The 12,047-nt window shown below is 68.7% G+C and carries 11 protein-coding genes; 5 read left to right on the top strand and 6 right to left on the bottom strand.

Annotation, left to right across the window (positions count from 1 at the left end):
• Positions 1–12 precede the first annotated feature (12 nt).
• Both RS83_RS16280 and RS83_RS16275 read right to left on the bottom strand, forming a co-directional pair.
• The gene (locus RS83_RS16280; RefSeq protein ID WP_045280505.1) at positions 13–885 is read right to left on the bottom strand and encodes a serine hydrolase domain-containing protein; all 873 of its coding nucleotides are present in this window, start codon (positions 883–885) and stop codon (positions 13–15) included.
• Between the two features lie 9 nt (positions 886–894).
• Positions 895–2,064 (bottom strand): acyltransferase family protein, encoded by a 1,170-nt coding sequence (locus tag RS83_RS16275; protein ID WP_045280504.1) that lies wholly within the window; start codon positions 2,062–2,064, stop codon positions 895–897.
• 110 nt (positions 2,065–2,174) lie between these two features.
• Here RS83_RS16275 and RS83_RS16270 point away from each other — a divergent pair, with 110 nt between their 5' ends.
• The 3 genes from RS83_RS16270 to RS83_RS16260 all read left to right on the top strand — a co-directional run bounded on the left by RS83_RS16270 (position 2,175) and on the right by RS83_RS16260 (position 5,476).
• Positions 2,175–3,401: an LLM class flavin-dependent oxidoreductase gene (locus RS83_RS16270; protein ID WP_045280503.1), complete on the top strand. Its 1,227-nt coding sequence runs from the start codon at positions 2,175–2,177 to the stop codon at positions 3,399–3,401.
• A gap of 1 nt (position 3,402) precedes the next feature.
• Positions 3,403–4,047, top strand: a complete 645-nt coding sequence (locus tag RS83_RS16265) for an FMN reductase (protein ID WP_045280502.1) — start codon at positions 3,403–3,405, stop codon at positions 4,045–4,047.
• A gap of 76 nt (positions 4,048–4,123) precedes the next feature.
• Positions 4,124–5,476, top strand: coding sequence for an FAD-binding oxidoreductase (locus tag RS83_RS16260; protein WP_052679149.1), 1,353 nt, complete (start codon positions 4,124–4,126; stop codon positions 5,474–5,476).
• A gap of 17 nt (positions 5,477–5,493) precedes the next feature.
• Here RS83_RS16260 and RS83_RS16255 read toward each other — a convergent pair whose 3' ends face one another.
• A complete protein-coding gene (locus tag RS83_RS16255; RefSeq protein ID WP_045280501.1) occupies positions 5,494–6,192 on the bottom strand; it encodes a response regulator in 699 nt (232 codons plus the stop codon).
• Complete coding sequence (locus RS83_RS16250; protein ID WP_045280500.1) at positions 6,189–7,472, bottom strand: sensor histidine kinase; 1,284 nt, start codon at positions 7,470–7,472, stop codon at positions 6,189–6,191. The genes RS83_RS16255 and RS83_RS16250 overlap by 4 nt, the downstream gene beginning before the upstream one ends.
• A gap of 144 nt (positions 7,473–7,616) precedes the next feature.
• Here RS83_RS16250 and RS83_RS16245 point away from each other — a divergent pair, with 144 nt between their 5' ends.
• Complete coding sequence (locus RS83_RS16245) at positions 7,617–9,059, top strand: cation:dicarboxylate symporter family transporter (RefSeq protein ID WP_045280499.1); 1,443 nt, start codon at positions 7,617–7,619, stop codon at positions 9,057–9,059.
• A 69-nt stretch (positions 9,060–9,128) separates the two neighbouring features.
• On the opposite strand, the gene RS83_RS19020 is transcribed toward RS83_RS16245, so the two are convergent.
• Together RS83_RS19020 and RS83_RS16240 are read right to left on the bottom strand one after the other, a co-directional pair.
• Positions 9,129–9,305 carry a DUF5302 domain-containing protein gene (locus RS83_RS19020; RefSeq protein WP_197072143.1) on the bottom strand — a complete coding sequence of 59 codons (177 nt, stop codon included), beginning with the start codon at positions 9,303–9,305 and terminating at the stop codon, positions 9,129–9,131.
• 38 nt (positions 9,306–9,343) lie between these two features.
• Positions 9,344–9,928, bottom strand: a complete 585-nt coding sequence (locus tag RS83_RS16240; protein ID WP_156153232.1) for a DedA family protein — start codon at positions 9,926–9,928, stop codon at positions 9,344–9,346.
• A gap of 154 nt (positions 9,929–10,082) precedes the next feature.
• Here RS83_RS16240 and RS83_RS16235 point away from each other — a divergent pair, with 154 nt between their 5' ends.
• Positions 10,083–12,023, top strand: coding sequence for a GDSL-type esterase/lipase family protein (locus RS83_RS16235; RefSeq protein WP_231587797.1), 1,941 nt, complete (start codon positions 10,083–10,085; stop codon positions 12,021–12,023).
• The last annotated feature ends 24 nt before the right edge of the window (positions 12,024–12,047 follow it).

The following is a 12,047-nucleotide window of genomic DNA, read 5'->3' as shown; positions in this document are numbered from 1 at the left end:
GATTCCCGCCGCTCAGGACCGACCGTTCTCCAGGCTCTCGACGACGAAGGCAGCGACGGCATCCGCCCCGAAATGGTCTGATGCCGTGATCGTCACGACGGCATCGTCCACGAAGATCAGCAGCTGGCCGTGGGCGCCGTGCAGGCGCCAGCCGCTCCCGGGACCGCGCCAGCCTGCCAGCGCGTACCGGTCGTAGCCGGGGTTCTCACCGGCGACGACCCATTCCGAGTGCATCGCGTCGATCCACCCGGGGGAGATGAGCTGCTGATCCTTCCAGGCGCCGCGGTCGCGGATGAGTCGGCCGAGGCGCGACAGCTCCTCGGTGCGCAGGAACAGGCCTCCGCCGGCGATGATGCGGCCGTTCGGACTCCGTTCCCAGACGACCTCGTCGATGCCGAGCGGGGCGAAGAGGCGTGTCGCGAGGTAGTCCTGCACGTCGCCGACCCGCTCCGCCAGCACACGCATCGCCGTGTAGGTGCTCGCGTTCGAGTACTGGAACACGCGCCCGCGAGAGGGGCGCCCGAGGAACTCGCTCGCGAGATCGGGCCAGTCGGTCATCATGGTCTCGGACCAGGGCAGGTCGATGCCGCTGGACATGGTCAGCAGGTGGCGGAGTGTGACCTGCTCGACGCCGGCGCCGAGATGCATCTGCGGCACCAGGGTGGCGATCGGCTCGTCGAGAGAGATCACTCCGTCGTCGGACGCGAGCGCCGCGGCGAGCACGCAGACACCCTTCGCTGCGGAGTGCACGTCTTCCCTGATGTCGGGAGTCCACCGGTGCTCGGCCACATCGTCCCCGATGAGCACGTGGAGTCCATGGGCGGTGAAGCCGGTGTCGTCCACCTGTCGCACGATGCGGTCACGGATGAGCTGCGCGCGATTCACCCGTCCAGGCTATCGGGCACTGTCGGGGCGTGAGCGCGGGTGCTCGGCATCCCGTGGGCGGCGGGAGCCGGTCGGGTCGTTCCGACGGCGCTCGCGGGAAGCGAGGGTCGGATCGTCGAAGAGCCAGGTGGGTCGCGGCTCGACCAGTGGCCGGAACACGCGGCGGATCGGCCTGGTCGCGAGCAGCAGCGCGACGACGACCGAGAGGATCGTGACGAGCGGGAGCCAGATCCAGGTCGGCTCCAGGTCGCGGAGCACGCCGGTCTCGCGGAACGGGTACAGCACGAAGGAGTGCAGCAGATACACGTACATCGTGTACTGGCCGAACGTGGTCCACCAGTACGTGCCGCGGGGGATGAGCACGAAGAAGCTCGCGCTGAGGACCACGGCGAGGGCCATCAGGGCGAGGCGCACGCCGCCGGCCCACCACTGCTCGCCACCGAGGTCGGCGTAGGAATCCTCGTAGAACAGCCAGCTGCGCAGGTCGGTCGCCTGCCAGATCGGCAACCAGTTCCAGGCCGCCCAACCGGTCGCGGCGATGATGGCGACGGCAGTGACGCGGATCCACCACGGACGGAAGTCGAGCAGCCGGAGGCGCGCGACGATGTCGTGCTCGCGGAGCCACCAGCCGAGCGCGAAGAAGGGGAGCAGGCCGAGGGTCCGGGAGAGGGAGAACGTGCTGTCGACGTTCGGGAGGTAGCCGGCGCCGATCGAGATCACGACGGTCCACAGCAGCGGCCAGCGCAGCAGTGCCAGGTACGGCAGCACGAGCCGGAAGATGCCGAGTGCGAGCAGGAACCAGAGCGTCCAGGACGGCTGGGTGATGTTCGGGTTCGCCTGACCTTCGACCAGCCACTTCGTCAGGGTCCAGAGCAGCTCGAAGATCACGTAGGGAACCAGGATGTCGGTGATGATCCGCGCCATCTGGGTCTTCGTCGGTGAGCCGGACTTCGAGAAGTAGCCGGAGATGATCGCGAACGCCGGCATGTGGAACGCGTACAGCGTGAGGTAGAAGGCGAACGCGATGTCGGAGTCGTAGATGAGGCGCTGGATGGCGTGCCCCAGGACGACGAGCACGATGCACGCGTAGCGGGCGTTGTCCCAGAACGGAACTCTGCGCCGAGGCTTCGTGGCGGCGCCGGTCGGGGGGTCTGCGGTGTCCGCGCCGGCGCTGCTCATACTGTGAGGCTACCGCGGGGAATAAAGTTGCTGCGATCGCGTTGACTCATATACATTCAAATGAATAGAAACGGATGCGGAGTCATCCGATTCGAATAGACGGAGGAATCATGAGCGAGCAGTCCGGCACCCCGGCGATGCAGTTCGGCATCATGTCGGTCAGCGACATCACGCGCGATCCGACCACCGGCGTGACGCCGAGCGAGCAGGAGCGGATCAAGGCGACCCTCGCGATCGCCACGCACGCGGAGGAGGTCGGCCTCGACGTCTTCGCGATCGGCGAGCACCACAACCCGCCGTTCTGGTCCTCGAGCCCCACGACCTTCCTCGCCGCCCTCGCGGCGCAGACCGAGCGACTGATCGTCTCGACCTCGACCACGCTCATCACCACCAACGACCCGGTGCGCATCGCGGAGGAGTACGCGATGCTGCAGCACGTCTCGGACGGACGCATGGACCTGATGCTCGGCCGCGGCAACACCGGACCGGTGTACCCCTGGTTCGGCCAGGACATCCGTCAGGGTCTGCCCCTCGCGATCGAGAACTACGCGCTGCTGCACAAGCTGTGGCGTGAGGACGTGGTCGACTGGGAGGGCAAGTTCCGCACGCCGCTGCAGGGCTTCACCTCCACACCTCGTCCGCTCGACGGCATCGCGCCCTTCGTCTGGCACGGCTCCATCCGCACTCCCGAGATCGCGGAGCAGGCCGCCTACTACGGCGACGGCTTCTTCGCGAACAACATCTTCTGGCCGAAGGAGCACTACCAGCGTCTGATCGAGCTGTACCGTCAGCGCTACGCGCACTACGGGCACGGCACGCCGGAGCAGGCGATCGTCGGGCTCGGCGGGCAGGTGTTCATGGCCGCGAAGTCGCAGGACGCCGTGAACCGGTTCCGTCCGTACTTCGACAATGCGCCGGTGTACGGCCACGGTCCGAGCATGGAGGACTTCACGGAGATGACGCCGCTGACCGTCGGCTCGCCGCAGCAGGTCATCGATCGCTACGCCGCGATGCGCGACTACTACGGCGACTACCAGCGTCAGCTGTTCCTGATCGATCACGCGGGACTCCCGCTGAAGACCGTGCTCGAACAGCTCGACATCCTGGGCTCCGAGGTCGTGCCGGTGCTCCGCAAGGAACTCGCGCAGAACCGCCCGTCGAACGTGCCGGATGCTCCGACCCACGCCGCCCGCGTGCAGGCCGAGTTCGGCGACGGACCCACCCGTCAGGCTCGGCCCGGTGCGAACCGCGGTGACAACCTGACCGGCGACTCGCCCTACCAGGACACGCCGGCTCCCGCCGGTGCCGCGTTCGGACTCAGCCGGAAGGAGGCGTGAGATGACCACTCGTCGCATCGCGGTCGTCTCCGCAGGTCTGTCGAACCCCTCGTCCACGCGCATGCTCGCCGACCGGTTGGCAGCGGAGACCGTGAAGGCGCTCGCCGCCCGAGACATCCAGGCGAGCGTCGACGTGATCGAGCTGCGCGACTACGCGCATGACATCACGAACAATCTGCTCACCGGATTCGCGCCCCCGGCGCTCGAGACCGCGATCAACACCGTGGTCTCCGCCGATGCGCTGATCGCCGTGACGCCGATCTTCTCCACGAGCTACTCGGGACTGTTCAAGTCGTTCATCGACGTGCTCGACCCCGATGCGCTCACCGGGAAGCCCGTGCTGATCGGAGCGAACGCCGGCACGGCTCGGCACTCGCTCGCGATCGACTACGCGATCCGACCGCTGTTCGCCTACCTGCATGCCGAGGCCGTCTCGACGGGGGTCTTCGCGGCCTCCAGCGACTGGGGTGGCAACGGCGACGACGTGGCACCGCTCGCGAAGCGCGTCGAGAAGGGCGCCAAGGAGCTCGCTGAAGCGGTCGCACGGCGCGACACGGTCGAGGTCGCCGACCCCTACGATCCCTCGACGTATCTCGGCGAAGGCCGATCGTTCGGCCACATGCTCGGCGGCCTCGCGGGGGAGTGAGCGCGAGACCCTGACGACACCCTGCAATTCCCTGGGCATCCTGCGCGATGTCCGAGGCGAGTCGTAGGGTGTCGTCATGTCTGAGCACACCGTTCTCGATGCACTCCGGAGCTCTCTGACCGGATCCCTGCTGCGCTCCTCCGATGACGCGTTCGACCAGGCCCGGCTGCCCTGGAACCGGGCGATCGACCAGCGACCGGCGGCGGTGGCGACGCCAGCCGACATCGCTGATCTCCGTCTGCTGCTGCAGGCCGCGCGTGACAGCGGTGCCCCGATCGCGGTGCAGCCGAGCGGACATGGCGCATCGGGTGACCTCGCCGGCGCGATCATCGTGCGCATGGCGGCCTTCGACCAGCTCGACATCGACCTGACTGACGGCGTCGCAGTGGTCGGCGCCGGTGTCGCGTGGGGTCGAGTCGTCGAGGCGCTCGAAGGCACCGGGTGGGCAGCGCCGGCCGGCACGAGCCCGGTGGTGTCCGCGACCGGATACACGCTCGGCGGCGGGCACTCCTGGTTCAGCCGCACCGCCGGACTCGGCTCCGACAATCTCCGGGCAGCGTGGGTGCTGAGAGCCGATGGCACGCACGACCGCGTCGACGACGACTCCGATCCCGATCTGCTGTGGGCGCTGCGCGGCGCTGGCGGACTGGTCGGCATCGTGACCGCTCTCGAGATCGAGCTCGTGCGCACGCCTGACCTGTGGGGAGCGTCGCTCGTGTTCGATGCCGCCGACTCCGCCGCGGTGCTCCGCGCGGTGCGCGACCTCGCGGTCGATGCCCCTGCGACGCTCAACGTGTTCGTGAACTCCATGCGGCTGCCAGACGCCCCGCAGCTGCCGACGGAGATCCGCGGACAGAGCTTCCTCTCCGTACAGGCGCCCTCGGTCGACGGGGCTGCGGAGGCGCTGCTCGAGCCGGTGCGGCGGGCCGCCGCGCTGCGCCGTGCGCAGGCCGGGTCGACTTCGCCGCTGGCCGTGGGCGAGCAGTCGAACGAACCGACCGATCCATCGCCGAGCCGCGGTGCCGCAGTCGCGCTCGCGTCCTTCGACGACGCGACCATCGACTCGCTCACCCGGTTCCACGCCGGGCCGGAGCAGTGGCCGATCATCGGCATCGACATCCGCATGCTCGGCGGTGCGCTCGACGCGCCGCGCAGACCGGGATTCGCCTCGTTGCGGTCAGCCGCGTGGATGCTGCACGCACTGGCACCGCTCTTCCCCGGAGCGCCGGTCAAATCGGGCGACACGAGCCTCGCCGCGTTCCGTGACCTGCTCTCGCCGTTCGCTGCGAGCACGACGCTGCCCACGTTCCTCGCGCCGCACCAGACGCTCGAGCTCTGCGCATCGCCCGGCGATGTCGAACGACTCCGCGCGCTGCGTGCGCTGGTCGATCCGGAGCGGCTGCTGCATGAGGGGCGTCTGCCGCGCTGACGGGATCAGCTCGTGTCTCAGCCGACACCCGGTGCCGCGCCGCGTTTCCAGTCGTACTCGGTCTCGGGGCGGCCACGCGCCCCGTAGCGGGCGGTCCGGATGAGGAGCCCTTCCGCTGTGAGGTGCTCGAGGTAGCGGCGCACCGAGACGCGCGACATGCCGAGTCGCACGGCGGCCTCGCTCGCGGAGAGCGGACCCGCCGCGCGGATCTCGGCCGTCACTCGCTCCAGCGATGCGGCGGAGAGCCCTTTGGGCAGCAGGATCGAACCAGTGCTCCGTCCGAGCAGGGCATCGATCTCGGCCTGGGTCGCGTCACCGTCGGTCGAGCTCGCCTGGCTCCGGTACGCACGGTATTGCTCCATGCGCTCTCGGAACACCGCGTACGCGAACGGCTTGACGAGATACTGGAACACGCCGAGGGCCGCCATCTGCCGCACGGTCTCGGCATCGCGCACCCCGGTGATGGCGATCACATCCACGGCCGCCGCGTGTCCGCGCACGGCACGGAGCACGTCGAGTCCCGAACCGTCCGGCATCGTCATGTCGAGCAGCATGAGATCGAAGGCGCCGGCGCCGGGCCTCTCGAGCACTGCGGTCAAGGCGGCCCGTGCACCGGTGCACTCGCCGGCCACCTCGAAGCCGTCGAGGCGTGCGATGTAGTCGCGGTGCAGCTCGAGCGTGAGCGCGTCGTCATCGACCAGCAGCACTCTGATCACGGCTTCCTCCGTTGGTCGGTCGCCGCCGGGAGGACGACCCGGAACATGGTGGGCTCTGACATGAGCGTGACCGACCCGCCGGCGCCGGTGACGACTGAACGCACGAGAGCGAGCCCGACGCCGCGTCCATCCCCGCCGGCGGGCTTCGTCGAGAACCCCGACGCGAAGATCTGCTCGCGCAGGTGCTCCGGCACGCCGGCGCCGCTGTCGGCGACCTCGAGCACGACGCCTCCGTCATCGGCAGGACGCAAAGCCACCGAGACCCATCGTTCGGACGACTCCGCCGCAGCATCCATCGCGTTGTCGATCAGGTTCCCGAGCACCGACACGCTGTCGACCGTCGAGAGCGGGGATCGCGGGGTCTCCGGTTCGATGTGCACCCGCCAATCGATGCCGCGCTCCTTCGCCTGCGATGCCTTGCCGAGCAGGAGTGCCCCGACGACCGGGTCGCCGTGCCGCCGTGCGGTCACCTGATCGACCAACGACTGGCTCTGCCGTGACGTCTCGGTGAGGATCTCGATCGCCTCGCCGGTTCGACCAAGCTCCAGCAGCGCGACTGCGGTGTGCATCCTGTTGCCGTGCTCGTGCGTCTGAGCACGTAGCGCCTCGCCGAGCGTGCGGATCGACTCGTACGACGAGACCGCGTCGCGCACCTGTCCCGGCGGCAGATCGCCCGCGATGCGTCGGGTCACCCGTCTCGCCACCCAGGCACCGAGCGCGCCGACCGTGACGAGTCCGACCGTGATGCCGAGCGAGAGCGGCAGTCGGCGCGCCAGCGTCTCCGAGATGGTCTCCGTGGTCACCCCGGCCGCGACCCAACCGAGCAGTTCGCCGCGGTCGTCTGTCACGGGAACGATGGTGCGGACGGATGGGCCGAGCGTCCCGGTGAAGACCTCGGTGAGCATCCTCGGGCTGTTCGGGATCGTACCGAGGTACCGCTCGCCGATCTGGTCGACGTCGGGATGCGTGACGCGGATGCCGTCCGCGGTCATGATCGTGACGAAATCGAGGTCAGCTGCGTCGATCACGTCGAGCGCGTACGGTTCCAGCACCCGGGTCGCGGCATCCGTGTCCGCATCCCCGAGCGCAGCGGCGACCGCCGGTGATGCCGCGATGGTGACGGCGGTGGTGGCGGTCACCCGCTCGGCCTCCGCATGCGTCGCCCGCTGCGCCTCGACGACGAGGAACACCGCGACGAGCGCACCGATGAGGAGCGACACGAGCAGCAGCACCAGGAACACCCGGGACGCGGCACTGCGGGTCGTCGTGGCAGACCCCATCGCAGCTCCGATCGTATTGGTCGCGGTCGTGACCAATACGACCACAAATGGTGCCGTCATGTGAAGTCGGCGACGGTGGGTGCACCGGGCAGCGCTGACGCTGACGGGCATGAGACGAAGACGTTCATGATTCAAGGAGGAGACATGGCCATCACGACGGGGTTCACACTTCCCGGGTTCCACTGGCGGCGGAACAAGCAGTCCTGGGATCGCCACACCTGGCTGTACGTGTCGGTGATCATCGCCGTCGTGCTCGGTGCCCTGGTCGGGCTCATCTGGCCCCAGGTGGGGCAGGCGATGGAACCGCTCGGCAAGGGCTTCGTGGCCCTGATCAAGATGATGATCGCCCCGATCATCTTCTGCACGATCGTGGTGGGGGTCGGATCCATCGCCAAGGCCGCGACCGTCGGCAAGATCGGCGGCCTCGCGCTGCTGTACTTCATGCTGATGTCGACCTTCGCGCTCGCGATCGGTCTGGTGGTCGGCAACATCATCCACCCGGGTGCTGGGCTCGACATGGCGTCGTCGGAGTACGACCCCACCGGCACGACCGAGGCGAAGACCACGACGGAGTTCATCCTCGGGATCATCCCCGCCACGTTCTTCGGCGCCTTCACGGGTGAGAGCGTGCTGCAGGTGCTGTTCATCGCACTGCTCGTCGGCTTCGCGCTGCAGGGACTCGGCGGCCGAGGAGCCCCGATCATGGACGCGGTCAAGCACCTGCAGAAGCTCGTGTTCCGCATCCTGGGCATGATCCTCTGGCTTGCCCCGATCGGCGCATTCGGTGCCATCGCCGCGGTCGTCGGCAAGACGGGCATCGCCGCGATCTGGAGCCTCGGCACCCTGATGATCGCGTTCTACATCACCTGCATCCTCTTCATCGTCGCCGTCCTCGGCACGCTGCTGTGGGCTGTGACCAGGGTGAACATCTTCAGCCTGATCAAGTACCTCGGTCGCGAATACCTGCTGATCGTCGGCACCTCGTCGTCGGAGTCGGCACTGCCGAGGCTGATCGCGAAGATGGAGCACGTCGGCGTCTCCAAGCCCGTCGTCGGCATCACGGTCCCGACCGGCTACTCGTTCAACCTCGATGGCACGGCGATCTACCTCACCATGGCGTCGCTGTTCATCGCCACGGGGATGGGCCAGCCGATGTCGATCGGCGAGCAGATCGGTCTGCTCGTGTTCATGATCATCGCGAGCAAGGGTGCTGCCGGGGTCACCGGTGCCGGACTCGCCACCCTCGCCGGTGGTCTGCAGGCGTACCGTCCCGACCTGGTCGACGGCGTCGGCGTGATCGTCGGCATCGACCGCTTCATGTCCGAGGGCCGAGCGCTCACCAACTTCACCGGCAACGCGGTCGCGACCCTGCTGATCGGCACCTGGACGAAGCAGATCGATCGTGATCGGGTGCGTCAGGTGCTCAGCGGTGCGCTGCCGTTCGACGAGTCGCAGCTCGACGGCGTCGACGATCACGGCATGAGCACGGGACAGGACGCTGCGGATGTGCAGGAACTCAAGGACTCCGCGCTGACCGAGATGGAGGCCAAGGAGGCGAGGGCTCGCGCTCGCGCCGCACAGCAGTGACCGCTCCTCCGAGAAGGGGCTGATGAGGGATGCGGGAGCCGAAGCGATTCGGCTCCCGCATCCGTGTGGTCAACCGCTCTTGCGTCGGAACTCGCGCCGCGTCTGCGGAGCTGCGGCACCGTGCACGGCGGAGTCGCCGTCGAGGTGGGACTCGCCCTGCCGGTGGTGCGCGTTCTTCTTCTCGAGCGCTTCCTTGAACTTGCGCTTCATCTCCTCTGAGGAGGTGGCGCCTTCTTCGGTGCTCATGTCCGCCAGCCTAGAGCACGGCGGTTGTGAGAGGGGCTTCACCTGCGGGGACGGCGGGTGCCCAGATCGATCAACAGCCCGATGCCGATCGCGACCACGATCGACACCGGGATCGCCACGAGCGGGCCACCGGGAAGGATCGCGGCGATCGCCGCCCCGACCGCCGCCTGGTACGCGGCCCAGCCGGTCGCGGCGAGGGCCACCACTGCGAAATAGCGCGGTGGATGGATGCGGGATGCCCCGGCGACCAGGTTGATCGCCAGCCGCGCGAAGGGCACGAACCGTGCCGTGAACAGCACGGTCGCCGTGCCGGTGTCGAGACGCCGCTGTGCCCAGGACAGTGCCTGCCGGACCCGCGGTGCGCGCATCCAGCGCCAGCGTTCGATGCCGACGAAGCGTCCGATCAGGTAGCAGGCCGTGTCGCCGAGCATGGCAGCTGCGGCGGCGCAGAGGATGACGGCCCACAGCGGAGGGGTGCCGCTGCTCACAGCGAGTGCGCCGAGAGCGGTGACGGCGATCTCCCCTGGGATCACGACGAAGAACGCGTCACCCAGCACGAGGAGCGCCATCAGCGCGAGACTCCAAGGGCCGGTCGGGGTCGCGGCGAGGAGTTCGACAGGCACACGCACACAGTGCCTCCGCCGGGTGAACGGGAACCAACCGGCGGATAACCGGTGACGGGCGATCCAGCATCCGGTGAACATCTGGTGCAGGCGCCTGGAATCGCCCGTCCCGCACGGCGACCGCCGCCATCCTGGGGATGTGAGAGTCGCCATCGTGACGGAGTCCTTCCTTCCCCACATGAACGGTGTCACCGGATCAGTGCTGCAGATCCTGCGTCACCTCGAACGCACCGGGCATCAGGCGCACGTCATCGCGCCTGCCGCCGTCGGCATGCCGAGTGAGGTGACGGGTGCAAGGATCGAGCCGATCCCGAGCCTCGCGCTCCCCGGATACCGCAACGTGCGGGTCGGGACCTCGCCCGCGTACCGGGTCGCGGCATCGCTGCACCGCTTCCGACCGGATGTCGTGCACCTCGCATCGCCCTTCGCGCTCGGCTGGCGCGGGGTGCTGGCCGCCGAGCGGCTCGCGGTGCCGTCGGTGGCGGCGTACCAGACCGATGTCGCGGCGTACGCCGAACGCTACCGCGTCGCCGTGACCACCGGCATCGCCCAGACGCATATCGCCCGCCTGCACCGACGGGCGACGCTGACCCTCGCACCGTCGACGGAGTCCGCGCAGCAGCTCGAACGCCTCGGCGTCGACCGCCTGCGCCGCTGGGGGAGAGGTGTGGATGCCGAACGCTTCCAGCCGATGCGTCGTGATGATGCGCTCCGCACCGAATGGCGAGCAGGTCAGCCGGGTGGCGACGTCGTGATCGGCTATGTCGGCCGTCTCGCACCCGAGAAGCAGGTCGAAGACCTCGCGGCGTTGCAGTCGATCCCCGGGGTCCGACTGGTCATCGTCGGGGACGGGCCGAGCAGGGGGCGCCTTGAGTCGCTGCTGCCGCAGGCGGTGTTCCTCGGCCAGCTGGGCGGAGACGCGCTCGCCGCGGCCATGGCTTCCTTCGACGTGTTCGTGCACCCCGGTGAGAGCGAGACCTTCGGGCAGACGCTGCAGGAGGCGCACGCCAGCGGTGTCCCTGTCGTCGCCACTGGACGTGGAGGCCCGCTGGACCTGGTGCGCATGGGCATCGACGGCTGGCTGTACCGACCGGGAGACCTGGACGACCTGCGCATGCGAGTGGCAGATCTCGCCGGAGACGCACGCAAGCGCCGCGCATTCGGTGAGGCCGGGCATGCCGCTGTGCAGCACCGATCGTGGGCGAGCGTGTGCGATCAGCTCCTCGGCCACTACGAGGAGGCGCGCAGTCTGCACGAGGTCGACGGGGCTCTCCGCGCTCGCCGCAGTGTGCGACCGGAGCCTCCTCAGCCGCCGGTGGTGAATCGGTGGCACCGATACGTCGCCCTGGGCGATTCGCTTACCGAGGGACTGTGCGACCCGGCACCGGACGGCGCGCTCCGCGGGTGGGCCGACCGCCTGGCGATGCTCCTCGCGGCGCGGGGCGGACTGCACTACGCGAACCTCGCGATCCGTTCGAAGCGGGTATCGGACGTGTGCGGCACGCAGCTCGAGCGAGCGATCGAGCTCCGGCCCGACCTCGTCTCGATCCTGATCGGCGCGAACGATCTGGTGAAGCACCGCGCAGACATCCCCGCGCTCGCGCTGCAGGTGGAGCATGCAGTTGCGCGACTGCGTGCCATCGGCGCCGACGTCGTGCTGCTGACCCCGTTCCTCCCCGGACGGCGCGCAGCCGGCATCTACACCGCACGATTCGCGGCATTCGCGACCGCGCTCGCCGGAGTGGCTGCGCGGACGGGCGCGATCCTGATCGATACCGACCTGCACCCCACGCTGCGCGATCGGCCGAACTGGGGTGAGGACCTGGTGCATCTCAGCAGCCGCGGACACCGGTTCCTGGCGTACCGGGTGGGTGAGGTGCTCGGTGTACCCCACGCCGACGCGCTCGGTGCGTTGGATGCGGCGATGCATGAGCACGAGGCGATCAGCACAGGCGTGTGGTGGCGCCGACACGCGTTGCCGTGGGTCTGGCGACGGATGCACGGTCGTGCGGCGGGTGACGGCAGATCGGCGAAGCACCGCGACTACGTGTACCTCGGCCGCTCGTCGGCAGCGAAGGGTGTGGCGGTGAGCTGAGCCGGGCTGGCTTCCTATGCTGTG

It is taken from the genome of Microbacterium oxydans (genome assembly GCF_000956525.1).
Taxonomy (GTDB): domain Bacteria; phylum Actinomycetota; class Actinomycetes; order Actinomycetales; family Microbacteriaceae; genus Microbacterium; species Microbacterium oxydans_A.
Note: the sequence above shows the minus strand (reverse complement) of the source record. Positions and strands in the feature narration are given on the sequence as shown.

What these genes read in the sequence shown, in the direction of transcription:
- RS83_RS16260 (WP_052679149.1), top strand. Translation starts at nt 4,124, where the DNA reads ATGTCTGAGCACACCGTTCTCGATGCACTCCGGAGCTCTCTGACCGGA.
- RS83_RS19020 (WP_197072143.1), bottom strand. Translation starts at nt 9,305, where the DNA reads ATGAGCACCGAAGAAGGCGCCACCTCCTCAGAGGAGATGAAGCGCAAG.
- RS83_RS16250 (WP_045280500.1), bottom strand. Translation starts at nt 7,472, where the DNA reads ATGGGGTCTGCCACGACGACCCGCAGTGCCGCGTCCCGGGTGTTCCTG.
- RS83_RS16275 (WP_045280504.1), bottom strand. Translation starts at nt 2,064, where the DNA reads ATGAGCAGCGCCGGCGCGGACACCGCAGACCCCCCGACCGGCGCCGCC.
- RS83_RS16245 (WP_045280499.1), top strand. Translation starts at nt 7,617, where the DNA reads ATGGCCATCACGACGGGGTTCACACTTCCCGGGTTCCACTGGCGGCGG.
- RS83_RS16265 (WP_045280502.1), top strand. Translation starts at nt 3,403, where the DNA reads ATGACCACTCGTCGCATCGCGGTCGTCTCCGCAGGTCTGTCGAACCCC.
- RS83_RS16270 (WP_045280503.1), top strand. Translation starts at nt 2,175, where the DNA reads ATGAGCGAGCAGTCCGGCACCCCGGCGATGCAGTTCGGCATCATGTCG.